The organism is Chlorobiota bacterium (assembly GCA_016700335.1).
Classification (GTDB): domain Bacteria; phylum Bacteroidota; class Ignavibacteria; order OLB7; family OLB7.
This window is the reverse complement of record CP065014.1, coordinates 1,105,035-1,127,226: the sequence shown is the minus strand read 5'-3', so window position 1 is coordinate 1,127,226 and position 22,192 is coordinate 1,105,035. Positions and strand designations below refer to the sequence as shown.

Here is a 22,192-nt window from a genome sequence, read left to right as displayed (position 1 = left end):
TTATTAGTTGAGTATAATATACCCCAACTAACTTTTTTGTAAAAGTTGTAAATGTGTTGCCCATAATTTAAAATTGTTATGATTAAATACTAATTCTCTCGAAGTATTTTGAAATTCAATTGTGAAGCTATAGGGCTTTTTATAAAAAATTTTGAGAGTTTATTGTAACAAATTGCAACTTTGATTAATTTTTGAATATTATTAACAATTTTTTTAATAATATTTAAATTAAAATGATGCTATTTTTTTGTTTAAAAAACAAGTGAAATTTGATTCATATTCTATTAAAAAAACGTATTATTTTTATAAGATAGTAATTTTTTTATTTCATTATATTCTTCATTTTTAAACCAATTAATATTTTTATTAGATTTAAAAAAAGTAATCTGCCTTTTAGCATATCTCCTAGTTGATTGCTTTGTAAACTCAATCATTTGCTCATGATTTAAATTACTATTTAAGTACATTATTGCCTCTTTATACCCAACTGTTCGCATACCATAATCATTTGGTTTTACACCACTTTTAAGTAAAGTTTCTACTTCATTTAAAAGCCCTTGTTCATACATCAAATCAACTCTATTATTTATCAAATTATAAAGTTTAATTCTATCCAAATCAAGTCCAATATAATTTGGTGTAAATTCATTATTTACATTATTTTTATTCAAAAAAGAGCTATATTTTTCTCCATTTGTATAAAAACAAGATAACCCTCTAATTGTTTTAACATAATTATTTTTATCATGTCTTTTTGCTGAATCTGGATCTATTTTTAGATACTCATTATAAACATTTTCATATCCCTCGTTTTCTATTCTTAACTCAATTTCTTTTACAATATTTGGATCAGATTTAGGGGCATTTAATCCATCAAAAAAAGCATTAATATAAAATCCAGTACCTCCAACTAATAATGGTTTTTTATTTTTTAATAAAATTTCTTTAATAACTTTATTACAATCATTAATAAATTTGCCAGCTGAATACATTTCTTGAGGATGCAAAATATCTATCAAATGGTGCTTTACTTTTTTTAATTCTTCTAAATTTGGTTTTGCTGTTCCAATATCCATACCTATATAAATTTGCCTAGAATCAACATTTATTATCTCAATGTCATTTATTTCTTCAGCAAGTTTTAATGCTAAAGCTGTTTTCCCAACTGCTGTGGGACCAAGTATAACTGGTATTGTTTTGATTAAAATATATTTATTTGTTTCGGTTTACATTACAACTAGAAATTTAAAATTAAAATCTTTTGTTATAAATTTATTGAATGTTTTTTAGTATTAGATATTGATCTATTTTTGTTAAATGAAAAAGTTTGATTTAATATCTCTTGGTGAAGTTCTTGTTGAATTTACTAATACAAATTTAAAGGATTTTCATTTCTCTGTTTCTGGTGATGTATTTAATACTTTATATTATGCAAGCAGATTTGGCTTAAATACAGGAATAATTACTTGCTTTGGTAAAGATTTATTTACCGACAAAATAATTTCCAATCTAAAAAGTGAAAATATCGATTATGATTTAACTTCGATTATTAATGATAAAAATAACGGAATTTATTTTATAGATGAAGACAAAATAAACATAAGAAATTTTCACTATTGGAGGAATTCAAGTGCAGCAAAACAGACTTTAACAGAAATAAACTTTGATGATATTGTTGAATACATTTCAAACTCGAATTACTTTTTAATAACTGGAATCACACTTTCTATAATAAATGATAAATTGTTACTAATTGAACTTTTATCTAAAATTCAAGGAAAAACTATAATTGTATTTGATTCAAATTATAGAAAATCATTATGGAATTGTAACGTTGATTATTTAAATGTTTTTAATCAAATAGTAAAATTTATTGACATTTTTTTACCCTCAGATTCTGATTTATTTGAAATATATAATATTTCGGATTTAAATCAAATTTTACCATTTTTAATTGATTACCACATTGATAAAATTATAATTAAAGAAGGGGCAAAAGGCTGTTGTTATCTAGATCAAAACAAACTTATTCATCTTAATAAAATTGAAACAGAAGTAGTTGATACTACTGGCTCTGGAGATGCATTTAATGCAGGATTAATTACTGGTTTAATTCGGGGTTATACTCTAGAACCTGCTTTATGTTTAGCTCAAATGACTTCTGTTCAAGCTTTAATTGTTAGAGGTGCAATTAATCAAAATTTTCACCCAATGAATTCAAATTTATAAATAAAACTTTAATTTTACATGATAAATTAAAGAATTCTATTTTCAGTTATAATGTAATTTAATGGAATATCAAATTTTTGAATAGGAATATTATCAACAAATTGTTCCTCAAAAGCAACGCCAATTTTTAAGCAATTTTTGTTATTTTTATTTACTAATTCAAAGAATCTATCATAAAATCCTCCTCCATAACCAATCCTGTTTTTATTAATATCAAAAGCTACTAACGGAACAATTATTAATTCTAAAATATCTATATCGAATGGTATCTTTTCTTTTGGTTCATAAATTCCATAATGTGTTTTAAAGAATATTGTATTTTTTGAAATTTCATAATTCTTGATTTCTTTATTAGTATTAATTGACATTATAGCTAATTTTATATTTATATTTATACAAAAATCTATAAATGGTAAAATATCTACTTCAGATTTTATTGGGTAATAAATATGTATAATTTTAATATTTTTTTCGTGAACTATTTGTTTTAAAACATTACAAATTAATTCACTTTTATTGATTCTAATTTGATTTGGTATATCATTACGTTTTTTTAAAACTTCTTTTCTAATTTCTGATTTTGTCAGCATTTTTTTCTAATACATTTTAAATGATAAGATTTTACAATTCACTAACTTTTTTTATTATATTAATATTTTCAAAAGGAATATTATTATCTCAAATTTCTCTAGGAATTGATGTACTTGAACAAGAAAATTTTGCTCCTCTAAAAGGTAAAAACATTGGATTAGTTATTAATCAAGCATCAGTATCAAAAAATTTTACAAGATCAACTTTAGATGTTTTACTATCTACAAAGGAATGTAAAATTGTTGCTTTGTTTGCACCTGAGCATGGTATTGATGCTTCAGCAAATGCTGGAGAAAAAGTCAAAGATAATTCATTTGCTGGAATTAAAGTTTTTTCATTGTACGGAGCAACCAGAAAGCCAACTAAAGAAATGTTTAAAGGCTTGGATATTATAGTTTACGATATTCAAGATATTGGAGTAAGGAGTTATACTTTTATTTCAACTATGATTAACGTTATGGAAGCTTGCTCTGATGAAGGAATAGAATTAATGATTCTTGACAGACCTAACCCAATTGGGGGTGATATAATTGATGGGAATGTGCTCGATATTAATTTCAAATCATTTGTAGGCATTTTACCCATTCCATATATTTATGGATTAACTCCTGGTGAATTAGCTGAAATGGCAAATGATGAAGGATGGTTAAATTCAAAGAGCAAAAAATGTAATTTGAAAATAATTAAAATGAAAAATTGGAATAGAACTATGCAATGGAAAGATACTGGATTGAAATGGATTCCTACTTCACCGCATATCCCTACAATAGATGCAACTTTTGGTTATGCTACAACAGGTACATTGGGTGAAATTGGCATTTGCAACATAGGAGTTGGCTATACACTCCCGTTTGAATTAATTGGTGCCCCATGGATTGATAAAAATCTTCTAATCAAAAAACTTGATTCACTTGATTTAATTGGTTTGTATTTAAGACCTGTTAAATACAAACCATTTTATGCTGCTTACAAAGAAAAAGAATGTTATGGAATACATATAATGCGAAAGGGGGATGATGTACTCCCTTTTACAACAACTATTGCTTTGTTAACCACATTACGAGATATTAAGCCAGGTTTACTAGATAGTATAGATAAATTAAAATGGAATATGTTCGATAAAATTTGCGGAACTGATCAAATTAGAATAGATTTATTGTCAGGAAAATCTTTTGATTATATAACTAAAAAATGGTTAACTAATTTGATAAGTTACTCAATTAAAAGGGAAAAATATCTTCTGTATGATTAAATTCATTTTGAAAAAATAACAAACTTGAACTTGTAATTTTCAGATATAGTACAATTCTGAGTTAAGGTTTTACATAAAAAAAGGTTGAAATAGTTTGAACATTATTGCTATGATCTGAAGCTGAACATTCTAAATTTAAACTTGTTATAGTTGTTATTCCATTAAGTTTAAATTTCTTATCATAAGAAAAATATGAGGTATCAACATGTATCTCATCACTTAAAACTGTTTCGCCTTTAGCATTTGTAATTTTAAACCCAATTTCATGCAATTCAGCGTTATCTCTTGCTGTAAACTTAATGTTTATGCTATCTGAAGTAGTTTTTAAAGTATCATTTGCAAATGGCTTAAGGATTGTTATTGTTGGTTTAAGTGAATCAACATCTTCCGTTGTAGATTCTTTACATGAATTAAGTATTACACTAAAAATTAGAACTGATAGAACAACTGAAAAGTAAAATTTCATGATTAAATTTACTAAAATTTGTAATAAATATTTGTATTAAATCTTGTGATTAATTTAGAAAGACTATTATCAGAAAATTGAGAAAAAGGATATTGAAAGTTGAAACCTATCGTTAATGAATTAAAATACAAATCAAACCCTAAATTTGTTAGAAAAGTATTGCCACCAGAGTTCAAATTCACATTTCCATTTTTAGTAGATTTTCCATAATGTTCATAAACGCAACCAATGATAGGTAATATTGTATTTTCCTCAAATCTAAATAAATAAAATAAATTAATACCTGATGAAAATGAATTTCCAACCGATAACCCGTTTGAGCTTTCATTTGAAAATTTAACATCTGAATTTAAGTTCAATCCATATTTATCATATCGACAATTATATGATGCATTTAAAAGCAAATCAGTACACCCATTTCCAACTTGTAAATTACTATTTAACTCATTATCTAAATTAGAAACATTAAATTTTCCTGTTGGTAATTTTAAACCAGTTGAAATCTTTAAAACTTGTACAAAGTCTTTTATATTTTCTTTACTATTTTGAAGATCATTAATATCATCAAATAAAGTATAACTTCCAATTAATGTTACATCCCCTAAACCAATTAATTTTTCATCATCATGTCCAACCTGAATATTTTTGTTATAAGGGATAAGAAATAAAAAGCTTAATTTATTAGACGCATTCAACTTTCCTCTTAACTCAATAGTCTGCAAGGTTTCTTCTGAAAATTGTGTTGTATTAAATATTGAAGTATGTGTTGAATGAAAAAATCTGTAATAATAATTTATTCCAATATAATTTTTATCAAACTGAGGAAGAATTCCTAAATATGCACCTCCAAAATAACAACTGCATACATCACAAGCATAAGTTGGAATTGCAAGTATAAATAAAAAAATTGTAAATAACTTTAGTTTCAAAATAAAATGAATTAATTAGTTGGCAATTTAAAAAATAAATCACTTAGATTATATGATTAGAATCATAAAATTTGAAATCTGAAAATAATTTTTACAAAAATAAATCAATTTCCTATATTTGCAGTTCCTTTTACAATAGATTTTTAATTAACAAAAAATATAGTACTTAACAATGGCAAAAAGATGTGAATTATCAGGGGTTGGTCCAGTTTATGGAGGAAGTATTTCTCATGCTCACAACCGTACAAACCGCCGATTCATGCCTAACCTTCAATCAAAAAAGATTTGGGATGATGTGAATCATAAATGGATTAGAGTAAAAGCAACTGCAAAAGCATTAAGAACTCTTGACAAAAAAGGTTACGGTGCAATGATGAAAGATTTAAATAAATAATATTTTCTAGTTATTTTTAAAGCCTATGATTACAAAATCATAGGCTTTTTTTATTTCTTTTCTATTCTTTGCTTTGCATTTATTAAATTTTAAATTATGAAGATTATAGCATTCTTTTTTACATTTTGTTTTTTAACTAATTTAATTTATTCTCAAATACCAAACACCTCTACATTATGGTTAAAAGCAGACTCTGGAGTTGTTCAATTAAATAATTTAGTTTCAGATTGGAATGATGTTACTGGTAATAAATTCAAAGCTTATCAAACAAATAATTTAAATCGTCCAACATTTATTTCAAATAGTATTAATGGAAAACCAGGAATTAGATTTGGTACGAGTTTATATATGTTATGTTCAAACGTATTTCCAGTAAACAGTGATTACACTTTAACTGTAGTAATTAAATCTCTAAATACTTCAAATTCAAATATTGTTGGTGGAAATAATAGAACCCTTTGGATGGCAGGAAGTAATCATGCTCAAGTTATTCATAATGGTGATTTTACAAACCAATTAGTTTCTTCTAAAGATATAGGAATTGACCCATCTATTATTACAGTTCAATATTATTCTGCAACTCAAATTGGGATAATTAGAGTAAATGGTGTTTTTATTGATTCTTCTTTTTGCCCAAGGAATAATGATTCAACTATTTATTTATCAACTTATACTTCTGCTGGAGGGAATAATTTTATTGGTGATATAAATGAAGTAATTTTGTATGACAAAGTCATAAATAAAAGAGACTTGGATGAAACTGAAAATTATTTGTTTAAAAAATACAACATTTTAAAACCAATATCACCTTCCCTACCAGATCCAAATATCTTACTTTTTCCAAAATCAAAACAATTTTTTTGTAGGGATTCAAACGATTCATGTTTGGTTCCTGTTAAAGGTAAAATTATAAATACTGGTTTCGATTCAGTTTATTTAGGAATTTATAAAAATGGAAATTTAATTAGTAAAATTTCCAATAAAATTATTTATGAAAATAATAAATCAGTTTATTTATTCTTACCAAAAATTCATTCAGAATTAAGTGAATATAAATTCGTTCTTGGTATTAAATCTAAGTTACAAGACTCTATAATTTTTATTTCAGATTCAATTGTTTGTGGAGATTTTTATATTATTTCTGGTCAATCTAATACAATTTTTGGTGGTAATAATTATTCAAATGAATTCTGTAGAACATTTGGGAAAAATTACTCTTTGAAAAAAAGTGATACCCTTTGGTCTGTTGCTAATGGAAGTGGTTCAGGTGGTGGACCTGATATTGGGGCTTGGGGAATGAGATTATCACAACTAATTTTAGAAAAATATAAAATTCCAATTTGTATTATTAATGGTGGAGTTGGTGGTACTACCATTGAACAAAATCAGAGGAATGATTTGAATCCTTTAGACCCTACAAATATTTATAACTCAATAAATTATAGAGTTGAAAAATCAGGTTTAAGAAAATTTGTAAAAGCAATTTTCTGGTATCAAGGGGAATCAAATTCTTCTACTGGTTACTACTTGGGTATGAAAGCATTATACCAAGATTGGCAAGTTGATTATTCTTCATTAAAAAAAATTTATATAATGCAAATTCATCATGGATGTTCTAGTGATGGTAGCGCAGTTCGTGAAGTTCAACGTACAATTAAAGACTCACTTCCTAATATTGAAGTTCTAAGCCCTCACGGAGTTCCTTTTCACGACGGATGTCATTATGCATTAGCTGGTTATATAATTTTAGCTGATAGAATATTTGGTGTTGTTGAAAGAGATTTTTATAACTCAATTGACACTGTTTCAATTTCATCGCCAAACATAAAAAAAGCATTTTATACAACAGATTCTCACAATGAAATTAAGTTAATCTTTTCACCTCAAAGAAATGGATTGTATTTACAAGCAGATACATTAAATCAAAGCATTAAAGATTATTTTTACTTTGGATTGGAAAAGAGTTATGGGAATGTTGAATCCGTAATAGCTTCTGAAGATACCATAATTCTAAAGTTAAAAACTCCTAGTAATGCTCAATTACTAAGCTACACACCAGATCAATTTTACAACAATACACAAATTACTTTTGAAGGACCATATATTAAAAATAAAAAAGGGATTGGTTCATTAACATTTAATCTTTTTCCAATTGTTGATAAAAATACTACTGATATTCAATATAATGTATTAATTCAAAAATTAAGATTAAGTTCAAAATAAATTTATCTTTTTAATATTATGTATTAACTAAAATTTCAATGTAAAACAAATGCGTAAATATTTCATTCTAATAGTAATTATCATTCTAATAATTACCTCATATTTAATTTTTTTAAATTCAATATTTATAATATTAGGTATAGTAATTTATCCTTTAGCAATTTTAGGTTTGTATGATTATTTTCAAACTAAACATTCTATTACTAGAAACTTCCCAATTATTGGTCATGCAAGATATATACTAGAAAGTTTAGGTCCTGAGATAAGACAATATTTCATTGAGAGTGATACTAATGGTACTCCATTTACAAGGTTACAAAGAAATATTATTTATGGAAGAGCAAAATTAACTAATCAAAATCATCCTTTTGGAACAGAGTTAAATGTTTACCAACCTGACTATGAATGGATGCCCCATAGTATTTACCCAGCAAAATTACTACATAGTTCACCAAGAGTTGAAATTGGAGGTGAAAACTGCTTAAAACCTTATAGTGCTTCATTACTTAATATCTCAGCAATGAGTTATGGAGCATTAAGTAAAAGTGCGGTTCTTGCATTTAGTAAAGGTGCCAAAAAAGGTAATTTTTATCATAATACTGGTGAAGGTGGTGTTTCTCCTTATCACTTGGAAGGTGGTGCAGATATAGTCTATCAAATAGGTACAGGTTACTTTGGTTGTAGATCTGATGATGGTACTTTTAATCTTGAAAAATTTATCAAAACTTCAAGTCATGAGAATATAAAAATGATTGAGATTAAAATTTCTCAAGGAGCGAAACCAGGTCATGGAGGTGTTTTACCAGCTGCAAAAAATACCCCTGAAATAGCCTCTATTAGAGGAGTACCTGTTGGTACTACTATATTATCTCCTCCAGGGCATTCAGCTTTTAGTAATGCATTTGAATTTATAGAATTCATTAAATTACTTAGGTTAAATTGTCATGGTAAGCCAATCGGATTTAAATTCTGTGTAGGTAAAAAACAAGAGTTCATAGATATTTGTAAAGCAATGATATCTGCTAATATATATCCAGATTTTATTACAGTTGATGGAGGAGAAGGAGGAACTGGTGCAGCTCCATTAGAATTTAGTAATAGTGTTGGAATGCCTCTTGAAGATGGATTAGTTTTTGTTATTGATACACTTATTGGTTTTGATTTAAAAAGCAAAATTAAAGTCATTGCAAGTGGTAAAATAGTCTCTGGTTTTGATATGGTAAAATATATGAGTATTGGTGCAGATATATGTAATTCAGCTAGAGGAATGATGATGGCATTGGGTTGCATTCAAGCACTTGAATGCGATAAGAATACATGCCCTACGGGATTAACAACTCATAACCCACATTTAATGGCTGGGTTGGTTGTCGAGGAAAAATATATACGAGTAGCAAATTTTCAGAATGAAACTCTTAAGTGTTTTATGGAATTAATTGCAGCTGCTGGAATATCTGATTTAACAAATTTAAAGAGAAGCTTAATTCATCAGAGAATAGATACTCATAATTTTTTAACATTTGAAGAAATATATCCTAGTGTTGTAAGTAGGAGCTATTTATTTTGAAGGAATAAATAAAAAAGCACCTATTAAAAGAATATTTTATAGGTGCTTAATAAATTTAAAATTATTTAAATTATCCTTTAGGACCAGCATTTTTAATATCTTCACTAGTTCCATCTGCAAATTTTGCAAAATTATCACGGAACAAACTTGCAAGTTTTTTCGCTTGAGTATCGTAGGCATCTTTATCTGCCCATGTAGAGCGAGGATCTAAAACTTCACTCGGGACACCTTCAACTACATTTGGAACAAACAACCCGAATATGGGATCTTCTCTGTAATCAACATTATTTAACTTCCCTTCTAAGGCAGCGTTTATCATTGCACGAGTATATTTAATTTTCATTCTAGATCCAGTACCATATGCTCCTCCAGTCCAACCAGTATTTATTAACCAACAACTTGATTCATGATCATTAATTTTTTTACCAAGAAGTTCAGCATAAACACTAGGATGATGAACCATGAATGGTGCTCCAAAGCAAGTAGAGAATGTTGGTTGTGGTTCAATAACTCCTTTTTCAGTACCAGCAACTTTTGCTGTATAACCTGATAGAAATTGATACATAGCCTGAGGAGTTGTTAACTTTGCAATTGGAGGTAATACACCAAATGCATCAGCAGTAAGCATAACAATGTTTCTTGGGTGCCCAGCACTAGCAGAAGGTACAGCATTGTCTATAAAATCCAACGGATAAGCCCCACGAGTGTTTTCAGTAAACTTAGAAGAATCAAGGTCAAGCTTGCGAGTCTCAATATCCATATCTACATTCTCTAATACTGTTCCAAATTTTGTAGTAGTTGCAAAAATTTGAGGTTCTGCTTCTGCTGATAATTTGATCATCTTTGCGTAACATCCACCTTCGAAATTAAAAACTCCATCGTTACTCCATCCATGTTCATCATCACCAATTAAACCTCTATTTGGGTCTGCAGATAATGTAGTTTTTCCTGTTCCTGAAAGCCCAAAGAACAATGCAACATCATCGCCTTCTCCAACATTTGCAGAACAATGCATAGGCATAATTCCTTTAAGTGGTAAAAGATAATTCATAGTTGTGAATAGAGATTTTTTAATTTCACCAGCATAACTAGTTCCTCCAATTAGAATTAATTTTTGACCTAAATCTAAAATAATAAAAGTTCCACTTCTTGTTCCATCTACATTAGGAATTGCTTCCATATCAGGTACATGTACAACAGTATATTCTGGAGAGAAATTAGTTTCTGGATTTTCAGCTTTATCAATAGGAATAAACATTGTTTGAGCAAATAGATTATGCCATGCATGCATATTAATTACTCTAACACCAACTCTATACCTAGGGTCTGCACCAACATAACAATCTGCAACAATTAAATCTCTACCAGATAAATACTCCTTTGCTTTAGATAATAATGAATTAAATTTCTCTTGTGAAAATTCTTTATTTACTGTACCCCACCAAACATTACCCTTGCTATTAGGTTCTTTAACAACAAATTTATCATTTGGAGAGCGACCTGTATGCTGTCCAGTGTAAGCTAAAAATGCACCGCCAGGAGTTAAGTAGCCTTCATTTCTACTAATTGCTTCTTGAACTAGTACTGGAGTTGTACCATTGTAAATAACACTTTTTGAGTCAATTCCAAAATCCGATAACTGTTTCTTAATATCCATTATCTCGAATTATTTATTTAATTGATTAATTATTCGTTTTATATAAAAATAGAATTGCAAAAATAAGAGTTATATTTCATTTATAAGTTATAGAGTACTTATTTAATACTTATAAAATCTAAATACTATTTTATAAATTTACTTGAACCTCCTTATCTTTGAAACATTCTGATTTAGAAAAGTAGATTACTTTCTTGTGAATAATATAATTTATTTAATATATTTTTAAAAATGTCTGAAGAAATAAACTCTCAAGTTGGAGAACAGAATGTTGCACCACCTTCCCTAGGATATTTTGCTCTAACTAAAACACATACTTATAGTTATCTATTTGTTGTACCTTTAATTATTTTATATGAACTTGGTTCTAGATTTGTTAATCAAGGAGCAATTTATCAGATTAGAGTTGGTGCTGATGTTTGGGTTAAGAAATTTTTAGATGCAGTTGGGTTACATAGTACTTTAGTAACTAGTGTACTTTTAGTTCTTGTTGGTTTAGCAATAATGCTTTACGAGAATAGAATTAAAAAAGTGGTAATAAGACCTTATTATTTCATTTGGATGTTCCTTGAAAGTTCACTATACGCAGCAATTATTGGTCCAACTGTTAATTTGTTTTTACATAAAATTGTTTCATTACAAATTCATGATCCTTCTAGCCCTTTAGATCCAAGACTATCAACTTTACATCAATTAGTTTTATCATTAGGGGCAGGTATTTATGAAGAATTTGTATTTAGATTAATTTTAACAACAATTATTTACAAAATACTTTTTGTTATTCCAGTACCAGTAGGAAAATCAATCAGATTTGTATCAGCAGCAATTTTAAGTGCTCTTGTTTTTAGTGCTGTACATTATGTTGGAGTTATGGGTGACACATTTACAATTCAAAGTTTTACCTTTAGATTTGTTATGGGTTTGGTTCTTAATATCATTTTTTTAACAAGAGGATTTGGAATGGCAGCAATGACTCATGCATTATATGATGTTTTTGTAACTTTAGTTTAACTTTAGTTTCTATAATATTTAAACATAAACAATTAACTTCTTTTCATTTTTTATTTTTTTCAACTTTATATTTTAAGGTTTATTAAAGCTTTATAATGTTTATTATTTTACTTTATGAATAAATTTACTTCACTTTTACTTGTTTTATTAATTGTAATTCCTTCTTTTGCTCAAACTCAAAAAGGGACTTTTGCATTTATTAATGCAAAAATTGAAACAATCACAAGTGGTACTATTAATAATGGGACTTTGGTAATTAGAGATAACAAAATTATTGATTTAGGTACAAATATCACTTTACCTGTTGGTATAGAAACATTAGATTGCAAAGGATTGTCAATTTATCCTGGATTTATTGATTGCGGAACTTCTGTTGGTTTAGTTGAAGTTGGAATGGTTGATGTTACTAACGATAATAATGAACTTGGTGATAATTCTGCACAGATGGATGCATTAACAGCCATCAATCCAAATTCTGAAATGATTCCTGTTACTCGTTTAGGCGGAATAACAACAGTTTTAAGTGTTCCATCTGGAGGTACTTTTCCAGGGTTAGCCTGTTTGATTAATTTACATGGCTACACACCAGACCAAATGAGCGTTAACCAAACTCGTTTGGCTGTTATGAATTTTCCTTCAAGAGGCAAAAATGGTTTTTGGGATAAAAGATCTGATGAAGATATTGATAAAGAAGACAAGAAAAAATTTAATGATTTAGATGCAACAATTAATAAGGCAAGACTTTATTCACATATTGATTCGGTGGCAGACAATAAGCAAAAATTTATTTTAGAATATCAACCAGAAATCAAAACTTTAGCTGATGTTATTAATGGAAAATATACACTTATGATTGAAGTTAACAAATCATCTGATATTGATTCTGCAATTAATTGGGTTAAAATAAATAAATTTAGTAATGTAATATTTACTGGTGTTTCAGAAGGTTGGAGAGTTGCGGATAAATTATCCAATGCTAAAATTCCATGTATTGTTGGTCCTATTTTATCTATGCCAACTAGAGAAACAGATAGATATGATAAAGGTTACAGCAATGCTGGAATTTTATCAAAAGCTGGAGTAAAAGTTTGTATTCGAACAAATGAATATGCTAATTCGAGAAACTTACCTTTTAATGCGGGTTATGCAACTGCATATGGAATGGATAAAGATGAAGCATTAAAAGCAATTACAATTCATGCTGCACAAATATTTGGTGTTGATAAATTATTAGGATCTATTGAGATTGGAAAACAAGCTACTTTTTTTATTGCAAATGGTGATCCGTTTGAACCAAGAACTTTAATCAAATCAGTATTTATTAATGGATATAAAATTCCAATGGAAAGTAGACAAACTAAGCTTTATAAAGAATTTATCAAAAGAAGTCCTGGTTTGGAAAATTAGTTGTATTAAGGTAATTAGAAAATATATTTAAGAGTATTATCCTAATTATAATTCATTGTTCTATTTTTTAAATGAAACTTATTAATTAAATGCCAAGAATTAAAACTAAACCTTTATCAGATAACAAATATTTTGAGTTAAAAAAGTCTTCAATTCAAGGATGGGGTGCATTTGCAATAAAGAAGATACGAAAAGGTACTAAAATTATTGAATATCTTGGAGAACGGATTTCTCAAGATGAAGCTGATGAAAAATATTCAGATTCTGATACCAAACGACATCATACTTTTTTATTTTCAGTAGATAATGATGTTTGTATTGATGGGAGATACAATGGAAATGAAGCAATTTACATTAATCATTCTTGTAAACCAAATTGTGAACCACTAAATGTTGATGATAGAATATTTATTTATTCTTTGAAAACCATTATTATTGGTGAAGAACTTGTGTATGATTATGGTTATGAATTATTTGACTGGCATACAAAAGAAGATATGTTAAGATATAAGTGTTTGTGCGGTTCTGATAATTGTAGAGGTACAATATTAAAATCTTACAAAAAGAAAAAAAAGTTACCTAAGAATGTTTTTTATGAAAGATAATATTAAAATTTAAATAATGAAAGTAGCTTTACATACTCTAGGCTGTAAATTGAACTATGCTGAAACTAGTTCAGTTGCTGATCAATTTAGATCAAACGGATTTACAGTTTCTGATATAAGTAATATAAATGATGTTATTGTAATAAACTCATGTTCGGTTACTGATAATGCAGATAAAGAATGTAGAAGAATAATTAGAAAAGCATTAAAATTGAATCCTAATGCTTTTATTATTGTAACTGGATGTTATGCTCAACTCAAGCCAGAAGAAATTGCCTCCATTGGAGGTGTTGATTTAGTGGTTGGCTCATCAGAAAAATTTAATTTGTTTAATTATGAGAACAAATTCAAAAAACTTAATACTCCTAAAATTCATGTTGGAGATATTTCTATAGAAGATTCCTTTGGTATTGCATTTAGTAGTGAAAATGATGCTCGAACTAGAGCTTTCTTAAAGGTACAAGATGGTTGCGATTATAATTGTAGTTTTTGCACAATACCACTTGCCAGAGGGGGAAGTAGATCTCAATCTATAATAAATGCATTTGAACAAGCTCAAAGCTTAGTAACTAATGGTTATAAAGAATTGGTTATTACTGGTGTAAATGTTGGTGATTTTGGAAAAAATTCTAATGAAAATTTTTATGATTTGTTACTAAAACTGCATGATGTAGAAGGGCTTGAAAGAATTAGGATCTCTTCAATTGAACCAAATTTGTTAAGTGATGATATAATAAAATTAGCTTCTAAATCAGATAGACTATTACCTCATTTTCATCTTCCTTTACAAAGTGGGAGTAATGAAATTTTAGGTAAAATGAAACGAAGATATAAAGTTGAAAATTATTGTGATAGAGTGAATTATATTAAAAATATGATTCCTAATTGTGCAATTGGAGTAGATGTAATTGTTGGATTTCCTTCAGAAACTGAAGTGAATTTTAATGAGACTTTTACTTTTTTAAATGATATTGATGTAAGTTATTTTCATGTTTTTACTTATAGCGAAAGAGAAAACACTCCTGCTGCTTCACTTGGAAACCCAGTACCAGTTAACATTAGAAGAGAAAGAACTTCTAGATTACGAATATTATCCGAAATGAAAAAATTTGATTTTATTAAAAAAAATCTAAATAAAACTTATAAAGTGCTTTTTGAAAATGCAATTCCAAATGAAGAAAACATCATTTATGGATGGTCTGAAAATTATATTAGGGTTGGTGTTCCACTAGACTTAAATTTAGATAATGAAATTGTTGAAACTAAACTTAATTCTTTTAATGGAAGATTTTGTGAAGGAAGTATAGCTAATTTTGAAAGGAATAGTAATAATAAATTATTTTTGCCAGTTTTAAATTTTAGTTAAAATCAGAATTTTTTTATGTTTATACTTAACTCTACATAGTATACTTTTGCAATAAATTAATATTTTTTCAAACTTGTTTTACTTAATAAAATTCAATATGAATTAAAATACTTGATTTCATAACAATAAACATCCATTCAGATGAAAATTTTTCATTCAATTTTATATTTATTAATAGTTATTTTTATTAGTTCTTGTAATACTGATCCAATTGCACCTGGAACAACTTCTAAAATTGAATTTTCAAATCTCCCAAGTTTGGATTCTGGTTATTGTTTTCATTTGTGGTTCAGTTATCCAAAATCTAGAGTTAATGAAATTAAAACTAAATCATCTTTCTTACATGGTGATAATGAATATCTAAGCGTTAGTCGTTTTACAATTAACTCACTTGGCAATTTATTTTATTTGGACTCTAAAACAAACTCAGATGTTAAAGAAGGATACAATCCTAATCTATTTTTTGATGCAATTTTAACAATCGAATCTATTAAAGACTCAATCACAACCCCAACAGTTAGATTGCTATCTGGAAATTTTTTTGGAGATGAAATTACAGGTACAGCTATTTTAAAATTAAGTGGTGATGATTCTTTTGGTAATAAGATTAATAATGATTTAATTGATAGTGTAAATCAATACTTTTTAGATTCACCTACTAGCTTAGATTTAAGTGATTTCGCATCTGGTATTTGGTTTGCAAATTCTGATGGTGACTCAATTAAAAAGGGTTTGTTTCTTACAGAATTACCTTATACAACATCAAATAATAGATGGAAATATGAAGGCTGGGTAATTAAAGAATTTAACAATCAAAAAGAATATTTTTCGTTGGGTAAATTCTCAAAAAACACAGGACCAGATGCAACAGGAGCTGGTCCCTTAGCAGGAGATAACATAGTTTCAGCATATCAATTCCCTGGAGAAGATTTTATTAAACAAGGGTTTAAAAAAATATTAAACGATGGCAATTATTCAGTGGCAATTTCTTTGCAGCCATACGATTATGACTTTAACAAACCATTTGTTATTTTACAAAATTCAGTAAGTGTTATCCCATCAAATTTATCAAGAAAAACTAGTTCTTTTTTAAAGGGAAATAAAAATTTGCCTACTTTTAAAATTTCAATCAATCGCTGGAAAACCAATTAATTTTTAACTGAAAATTATTAACAAATTATTCAAATGAAATGCAAATTTAATTATAATAAATTCATTTTATTATTTATAATTAGTATTCTAAATAATTGTATTTGCCTTACTCAAAATTTAATCAATTCATATTCTGATATTGAAGTAGAGTTTAAAAGTGATAAAATAAATAATCCATTTTCAGGAGGTTTCAACCAATCAAGAATTTCATTAATTGATGTTACTGGAGATACATTACCAGAATTGTTTGTTTTAAATTATACTTCTCCAAATGAACAAATTAAAGTTTATTTAAATAAAGGAAAAGGTAAATTTGTCGAATTTTATAATTCAGAATATAAAAAAATAAAAGCTAAAAGTTGGATTAGATTTATTGATATTGATTTTGATGGAGACATTGATTTTTTTACATCTGGAGAGTTATCTGAGCTACTAGTATATTATAATAATGGAACAACTAAAAATCCAATATTCAATACAAAATCAGACACTTTAAAAGGAATTGATAATTCTACAATTGTAGCTCAACAAATTACTATACCAAATTTTGTTGATATAGATTTTGATGGAGATTATGATCTATTTATTGGAAATCTTGATGGTACAATTACTTATTATCAAAATATTGGAACTAATTTAAAAGCAAATTTTAAATATATCACTTCTCAATATTCTGGTATTCATATAATAAGTAATATTAACTTAGATATAAGAAAAAATAGTTTACAAGATGGACTTCATGGTTCAAGTTGCATTGAGTTTGCTGATATGGATTCGGATGGTGATTATGATTTTTTCTTTAGTGACTTTTTTTTAAGTCACATCCTATATTTTGAAAATAAAGGATCCAAACAAAATGCAAAATTTTCTCCAACAATTATTGATACTGGTAAGTATGTAGATGCTCAAAGTTATACTCAAATTATTTCCTCAGATATTGATAATGATGGTGATAATGATTTGATTTGTTCATCATTATTAAATTCTACTTACCAAACTGAAGTAATTTTTTATAAAAATATCGGATCAAATTTGAACCCAATTTTTCAAGAATATTCATTAAACTCATTAGTAAATTTTCTTGAAGAATTGGATTTTGGTAGCTTTAGCTCACCAACAGTTATTAAAGATAAATTTTATAATGGTCTATTAATTGGTGATGGAAATGGTAGATTATGGCTATTCGATGTAACTCAGAATTTGACTCCAAAACTCACTTTTAAAAATTTGGTAAATGTATCAACAACAAATTATTATGTAACTCCTGCAGTTGGTGATTTAGATAATGATAGTATTTCAGAGGTAGTATTAGGGAATTCTGAAGGTACATTATCATTGTATAATTTTGAAGGGAAATCTTTAAAACAAATCCCTTGGCAATTAGATTCATTTAAAGTAAATCAAAATTCGTCTCCATGTTTAGTTGATTTTGATAATGATGGAGATTTAGATTTGTTTGTTGGTGCTGGGAATGGCAAGGTTGTTTACTTTAATAATACTGGAACAAAAATTAATTATGTATTTCAAAGAATAGATTCTAAAACATTATTAGATACTTTAGATGTAGGATTTGATTCATCACCAAGATTTGGTGATATTGATAATGATGGAGATTTAGATTTAATAATTGGTGGAAGAGGAATTAATTCTAGTTTAAATAAAATCTTAATTTATTTAAATCAAAATCATGCATTTTCTTCAAATGATACTTTACCTACAATAACATCAATAAATAACCCTGTACCGTTAGTATTGAATTTTAAGAATGGAAATTATTTGTTATCTGGTAATTTAAATGGTGGTATAAATGTATTTAAATATTCAAAAGATGTCATAAGCGTTAAAGAGGAATTTGGAATTAATTTTTTTAGATTACTTTTGAAATGAAAATATAAAACTAATTTATTAATTTCTCTAGTTTCACAATTATTTAAATCTAAAAAAACACTCTTATTTTTTTTCTTTTACACTTTTGAGAAGTTCATAAGCTTTTATTATTTCTCTAACTTTATCATTAAGTAAAAGTTGTTGCTCTTCACTTTCGTTTGTAAAATTATCAGGATGATACTTTTTCAACAATTTCCTAAATGAATTTACAATTGTTTCTAATTTATCATCTTTATCAACATCAAGTAATTTATAAGCATTAATAAACTCCAAGTCTTCTTGTTTATCAATAATTTCATCATAAATTTCTTTGTTTTTGTTGTAAGAATTTATATATTCTTCTGCTACTTTTAAATCTTCATCATAACTACTAAAAGATGATTTATATGAGTTGGCTATCCTGTTTATTCTAGAAATTATTTGCGAAAAAGACATTTAATTAAATTTTAGATAATTTTACAAAAGAATAATAAATATTTGATTAAGATTTTATTAAATCATTGTTAAATTTTAGATAATTTTCAGCACTGTATTTACTATTTGAAAATTTCATACAATAAAATGAAAGTAAAATCCATAATGAATTTTTAAAAATTTTCATCCAGCCTATTGGTTCTGGTTTAGCAAAGCAGCCACAATCAATCTCTAAACCGCGAGCCATTGCTATCAAAATTGCTATAGTGAAAACTGAAAGCATTAACGTAGATAAAAAAGAACTTCCTTTTACAAATAAACCTAGTATCAATAATATTCCAACTGTAATTTCTGCCCAAACAAAAGAAAGTGCAAGCACATTATTTAAACTTTCAGGTATTAATTGATAATTACTAATTGAATTGGAAAACGTTTTTAGAGCAACTAATTTTTCAGCTCCAGAAATAAGTAACATTTGACCTAAAACCAATCTAGCAATAAATGAAAGCCAAAGTGTTAATTTATTATTTGACAATTGTGTTAACTTTGATTCAGAATTTAATTCACTCATTTTTTAAATATTATAATGTTGTAAATTAATAAATTATTTATTAATTTTTCATTTTAAACTTATAATAAATTAAATTTAGAAATCAATTCTTGAATGTAAATTTCCATTTAAAAAAATAATTTAGTATTTCTTTGCTAAGATAACAGTTTGCATTTGAGCATTTGAACCTCTTCCATTATCATTATAATATTCAAATCTAATTAAGTAAGCACCAGATTGCAATGCTATAGAATAACTATTTAATCCATCCCAAGAAAATTCTCCTTTTGAAGATGAAATAAAATTGTTAGCAATTGTATTTACTAAATTACCATGCTTGTCATACGCCTTAATCATTATTCTATAATTTCCATTTGGTAAGTTGTAAGTAATTCTCAAAAGATCTTCATGTCCATCACCATCAGGACTAAACGTTTGAGGATAAACTGTGAATAATTGATCAGAAATTTCTTGAGATGAAGAAACAGAATTGATTTTAGAAGGTGTTCCACCAAATAAACTTGATGAGCTAGTCCAATTTGAGACTAAATTTGTTTCATTTAAACTTGAGATTCTTTCTAATGAAATTCCTTTAGTTGAAATGAGGTCTTTTCTATGCCATGATGATTTGTATTGCAAACTATCTATTGTTTTTCCATCACTATTAATTAATACAACATTATCAAATTCTGAGTTTAAACCTAGTGAAGAACTTTTATTAAAATACAAATTATTTGAATCTTTTAGCATTGGAAATTTCTTGTATATTGAAGTATCACTTGCAATAATAAAGTATGATTTTGGTGAAATTGTCAAATCTTTTTTGGTAATTTGAGCAACAATTTTATTCGTTCCATCTTTAATGATGAAGTCTGAAATCAGAACACTTTCATCTGAATTATTTAACAATTCAACATACTCAGCAGTCGCTTTTCCATCTACATATATTGGATCAAACATAATTTCATTTATCAATATTTGAGATGAAGCTTTAAGATTTGTTATTACATAAAAAGTAAAAAAAATAATAAGAAAATTTGAGTAGGTTTTTCTTGAAATAGTTTTCATTTAAATTAGGGTAAAAATATTATGGGGTTAAATTATTATAGTTATCTTACTGTATAGGGTAAATATTTAAATATTAATTGAAACTTAAACTGAACAAATTTAAACAAATAGTAAGAATTTATCTTAAGGTTTTCTTTCTATTTTTAGAATAGTCTTCAAATATATATTCACCTAAACCTTTTAAACTAGTATAAAAAGCTCTTCCCTGATTTATGTCAGTAAATTCTTGGACAAATTGTTGGAGATATGAATCTTGAGCTATCATAAAAGTTGTTACTGGTACTTTTAATCTTCTGCAACTTGCAGCTAAAGCATAACATTTATTTAAAATTTTTCTATCTAAACCCCAACTATTTTGGTAATAACTATTCCCTTCTTTAATACAAGTTGGTTTTCCATCAGTAATCATAAATATCTGTTTATTTGGATTCTTTCTTCTTCTCAGCAAATCCATTGCTAGTTCTAATCCAGCTACTGTATTAGTATAAAATGGTCCAACTTCTAAGAAAGGTAAATCTTTAACTTCAATTTGCCATGCATCATTTCCAAACACAATAATATCTAAAGTATCTTTAGGATATTTAATTTGAATTAACTCAGACAAAGCCATTGCTACTTTTTTGGCAGGGGTTATTCTATCTTCCCCGTAAAGAATCATAGAGTGAGAAATATCAATCATCAGGACGGTGGAGCTTTGTGATTTATGTTCCTTTTCACGAATCTCTAAATCTCTTTCAGTTATATCAAAGTTGTCAATACCTTGGTTTATGAAAGCGTTATTTATTGATTCAGTAATAGCTATTTGCTCATAAGAATCACCAAATTGGAAATTACGAATATCACTGCTTACTTCATCACCAATACCAGTATGGGAGGTTTTATGATTTCCATTTAATGATTTTTTAAGTTTTCCGAATATCTGATCTAATGAACTTTTACGAATAGATTGTTTTGTTTTATCAGTTACTTTAAATTGACCACTAACAATATCATCTTTAATAAAACCTTTCTTTTTCAACTCTTCAACAAAATTTCCAATACCATAATTATTTTCTGTTAATTGATATTTTCTATCTATTTCACTTAATATCTTTAAACCTTCTGCTACATCTCCAGAAGTATGAATTAAAATTTCCTGAAATATTTCAAACAATTTATCGAATTGAGTTTTCCCATCATTTAAAGTTGGTATTAACTTAGTAAATCTAAATTTATTCATAAATATATGTTAACATGATTTGTACAAAATGACAACCAATTCTAAATATTATTTTAACTGAAACGGTTTTACCTTTAAACTGAAACGGTATAAACTTATATTTAATGAATAATTATTTAAACAAATAATTAAAAGAGAGAAAGAAAAGAGACAAGGTTTACCAATTCAATCAACCGAGAACTACGATTCTCAAACTAACAAATTT

20 protein-coding genes are annotated in these 22,192 nt (G+C 27.1%); 11 read left to right on the top strand and 9 right to left on the bottom strand.

Annotation, left to right across the window (positions count from 1 at the left end; translation table 11 throughout):
* Positions 1–284 precede the first annotated feature (284 nt).
* Entirely contained in the window at positions 285–1,208 is a 924-nt protein-coding gene (miaA, locus tag IPP08_04560) for a tRNA (adenosine(37)-N6)-dimethylallyltransferase MiaA (protein QQS67834.1), read from the bottom strand.
* A 109-nt stretch (positions 1,209–1,317) separates the two neighbouring features.
* Here miaA and IPP08_04555 point away from each other — a divergent pair, with 109 nt between their 5' ends.
* A complete protein-coding gene (locus IPP08_04555) occupies positions 1,318–2,229 on the top strand; it encodes a sugar kinase (GenBank protein QQS67442.1) in 912 nt (303 codons plus the stop codon).
* Between the two features lie 26 nt (positions 2,230–2,255).
* Here IPP08_04555 and IPP08_04550 read toward each other — a convergent pair whose 3' ends face one another.
* On the bottom strand, positions 2,256–2,819 hold the full coding sequence (locus tag IPP08_04550; protein ID QQS67441.1) for a 5-formyltetrahydrofolate cyclo-ligase: 564 nt from the start codon (positions 2,817–2,819) through the stop codon (positions 2,256–2,258).
* 20 nt (positions 2,820–2,839) lie between these two features.
* Here IPP08_04550 and IPP08_04545 point away from each other — a divergent pair, with 20 nt between their 5' ends.
* Positions 2,840–4,072 carry a DUF1343 domain-containing protein gene (locus IPP08_04545; GenBank protein ID QQS67440.1) on the top strand — a complete coding sequence of 411 codons (1,233 nt, stop codon included), beginning with the start codon at positions 2,840–2,842 and terminating at the stop codon, positions 4,070–4,072.
* 61 nt (positions 4,073–4,133) lie between these two features.
* Here the strand turns inward: IPP08_04545 and IPP08_04540 are convergent, their stop codons facing one another.
* Together IPP08_04540 and IPP08_04535 are read right to left on the bottom strand one after the other, a co-directional pair.
* On the bottom strand, positions 4,134–4,538 hold the full coding sequence (locus IPP08_04540; GenBank protein QQS67439.1) for a hypothetical protein: 405 nt from the start codon (positions 4,536–4,538) through the stop codon (positions 4,134–4,136).
* Positions 4,539–4,549: 11 nt separating this feature from the next.
* A complete protein-coding gene (locus tag IPP08_04535; GenBank protein QQS67438.1) occupies positions 4,550–5,467 on the bottom strand; it encodes a hypothetical protein in 918 nt (305 codons plus the stop codon).
* Positions 5,468–5,639: 172 nt separating this feature from the next.
* On the opposite strand from IPP08_04535, the gene rpmB reads away from it, so the two are divergent.
* From rpmB to IPP08_04520, 3 genes are all read left to right on the top strand, one after another.
* Positions 5,640–5,861 carry a 50S ribosomal protein L28 gene (rpmB, locus tag IPP08_04530; protein ID QQS67437.1) on the top strand — a complete coding sequence of 74 codons (222 nt, stop codon included), beginning with the start codon at positions 5,640–5,642 and terminating at the stop codon, positions 5,859–5,861.
* 96 nt (positions 5,862–5,957) lie between these two features.
* Positions 5,958–8,084 (top strand): hypothetical protein, encoded by a 2,127-nt coding sequence (locus tag IPP08_04525; protein QQS67436.1) that lies wholly within the window; start codon positions 5,958–5,960, stop codon positions 8,082–8,084.
* Between the two features lie 49 nt (positions 8,085–8,133).
* Positions 8,134–9,651: an FMN-binding glutamate synthase family protein gene (locus tag IPP08_04520; protein QQS67435.1), complete on the top strand. Its 1,518-nt coding sequence runs from the start codon at positions 8,134–8,136 to the stop codon at positions 9,649–9,651.
* Between the two features lie 70 nt (positions 9,652–9,721).
* Here the strand turns inward: IPP08_04520 and pckA are convergent, their stop codons facing one another.
* Positions 9,722–11,308, bottom strand: coding sequence for a phosphoenolpyruvate carboxykinase (ATP) (gene pckA / locus IPP08_04515; GenBank protein ID QQS67434.1), 1,587 nt, complete (start codon positions 11,306–11,308; stop codon positions 9,722–9,724).
* Positions 11,309–11,539: 231 nt separating this feature from the next.
* Between pckA and IPP08_04510 the strand changes: the two genes are divergently transcribed.
* The 6 genes from IPP08_04510 to IPP08_04485 all read left to right on the top strand — a co-directional run bounded on the left by IPP08_04510 (position 11,540) and on the right by IPP08_04485 (position 18,736).
* Positions 11,540–12,319 carry a CPBP family intramembrane metalloprotease gene (locus IPP08_04510; protein ID QQS67433.1) on the top strand — a complete coding sequence of 260 codons (780 nt, stop codon included), beginning with the start codon at positions 11,540–11,542 and terminating at the stop codon, positions 12,317–12,319.
* 114 nt (positions 12,320–12,433) lie between these two features.
* Positions 12,434–13,726 carry an amidohydrolase family protein gene (locus tag IPP08_04505; protein ID QQS67432.1) on the top strand — a complete coding sequence of 431 codons (1,293 nt, stop codon included), beginning with the start codon at positions 12,434–12,436 and terminating at the stop codon, positions 13,724–13,726.
* 89 nt (positions 13,727–13,815) lie between these two features.
* A complete protein-coding gene (locus IPP08_04500; GenBank protein ID QQS67431.1) occupies positions 13,816–14,331 on the top strand; it encodes an SET domain-containing protein-lysine N-methyltransferase in 516 nt (171 codons plus the stop codon).
* A gap of 16 nt (positions 14,332–14,347) precedes the next feature.
* A complete protein-coding gene (mtaB, locus tag IPP08_04495; GenBank protein ID QQS67430.1) occupies positions 14,348–15,697 on the top strand; it encodes a tRNA (N(6)-L-threonylcarbamoyladenosine(37)-C(2))-methylthiotransferase MtaB in 1,350 nt (449 codons plus the stop codon).
* 141 nt (positions 15,698–15,838) lie between these two features.
* Positions 15,839–16,849: a hypothetical protein gene (locus IPP08_04490; protein QQS67429.1), complete on the top strand. Its 1,011-nt coding sequence runs from the start codon at positions 15,839–15,841 to the stop codon at positions 16,847–16,849.
* A 33-nt stretch (positions 16,850–16,882) separates the two neighbouring features.
* A complete protein-coding gene (locus tag IPP08_04485; GenBank protein QQS67428.1) occupies positions 16,883–18,736 on the top strand; it encodes a VCBS repeat-containing protein in 1,854 nt (617 codons plus the stop codon).
* A gap of 63 nt (positions 18,737–18,799) precedes the next feature.
* Here the strand turns inward: IPP08_04485 and IPP08_04480 are convergent, their stop codons facing one another.
* The 4 genes from IPP08_04480 to IPP08_04465 all read right to left on the bottom strand — a co-directional run bounded on the left by IPP08_04480 (position 18,800) and on the right by IPP08_04465 (position 21,987).
* A complete protein-coding gene (locus IPP08_04480; protein ID QQS67427.1) occupies positions 18,800–19,171 on the bottom strand; it encodes a DnaJ domain-containing protein in 372 nt (123 codons plus the stop codon).
* Positions 19,172–19,217: 46 nt separating this feature from the next.
* Complete coding sequence (locus IPP08_04475; protein QQS67426.1) at positions 19,218–19,721, bottom strand: DoxX family membrane protein; 504 nt, start codon at positions 19,719–19,721, stop codon at positions 19,218–19,220.
* A 120-nt stretch (positions 19,722–19,841) separates the two neighbouring features.
* The gene (locus IPP08_04470; protein QQS67425.1) at positions 19,842–20,768 is read right to left on the bottom strand and encodes a lamin tail domain-containing protein; all 927 of its coding nucleotides are present in this window, start codon (positions 20,766–20,768) and stop codon (positions 19,842–19,844) included.
* A 118-nt stretch (positions 20,769–20,886) separates the two neighbouring features.
* Complete coding sequence (locus tag IPP08_04465; GenBank protein ID QQS67424.1) at positions 20,887–21,987, bottom strand: VWA domain-containing protein; 1,101 nt, start codon at positions 21,985–21,987, stop codon at positions 20,887–20,889.
* Positions 21,988–22,192: the final 205 nt, after the last annotated feature.

Coding starts and splice junctions, on each gene's coding strand:
- IPP08_04555 (QQS67442.1), top strand. CDS start 1,318: ATGAAAAAGTTTGATTTAATATCTCTTGGTGAAGTTCTTGTTGAATTT.
- IPP08_04480 (QQS67427.1), bottom strand. CDS start 19,171: ATGTCTTTTTCGCAAATAATTTCTAGAATAAACAGGATAGCCAACTCA.
- IPP08_04550 (QQS67441.1), bottom strand. CDS start 2,819: ATGCTGACAAAATCAGAAATTAGAAAAGAAGTTTTAAAAAAACGTAAT.
- IPP08_04490 (QQS67429.1), top strand. CDS start 15,839: ATGAAAATTTTTCATTCAATTTTATATTTATTAATAGTTATTTTTATT.
- IPP08_04505 (QQS67432.1), top strand. CDS start 12,434: ATGAATAAATTTACTTCACTTTTACTTGTTTTATTAATTGTAATTCCT.
- pckA (QQS67434.1), bottom strand. CDS start 11,308: ATGGATATTAAGAAACAGTTATCGGATTTTGGAATTGACTCAAAAAGT.
- IPP08_04520 (QQS67435.1), top strand. CDS start 8,134: ATGCGTAAATATTTCATTCTAATAGTAATTATCATTCTAATAATTACC.
- IPP08_04485 (QQS67428.1), top strand. CDS start 16,883: ATGAAATGCAAATTTAATTATAATAAATTCATTTTATTATTTATAATT.
- rpmB (QQS67437.1), top strand. CDS start 5,640: ATGGCAAAAAGATGTGAATTATCAGGGGTTGGTCCAGTTTATGGAGGA.
- mtaB (QQS67430.1), top strand. CDS start 14,348: ATGAAAGTAGCTTTACATACTCTAGGCTGTAAATTGAACTATGCTGAA.
- IPP08_04510 (QQS67433.1), top strand. CDS start 11,540: ATGTCTGAAGAAATAAACTCTCAAGTTGGAGAACAGAATGTTGCACCA.
- IPP08_04500 (QQS67431.1), top strand. CDS start 13,816: ATGCCAAGAATTAAAACTAAACCTTTATCAGATAACAAATATTTTGAG.
- IPP08_04525 (QQS67436.1), top strand. CDS start 5,958: ATGAAGATTATAGCATTCTTTTTTACATTTTGTTTTTTAACTAATTTA.
- IPP08_04545 (QQS67440.1), top strand. CDS start 2,840: ATGATAAGATTTTACAATTCACTAACTTTTTTTATTATATTAATATTT.
- IPP08_04465 (QQS67424.1), bottom strand. CDS start 21,987: ATGAATAAATTTAGATTTACTAAGTTAATACCAACTTTAAATGATGGG.
- IPP08_04540 (QQS67439.1), bottom strand. CDS start 4,538: ATGAAATTTTACTTTTCAGTTGTTCTATCAGTTCTAATTTTTAGTGTA.
- IPP08_04470 (QQS67425.1), bottom strand. CDS start 20,768: ATGAAAACTATTTCAAGAAAAACCTACTCAAATTTTCTTATTATTTTT.
- IPP08_04475 (QQS67426.1), bottom strand. CDS start 19,721: ATGAGTGAATTAAATTCTGAATCAAAGTTAACACAATTGTCAAATAAT.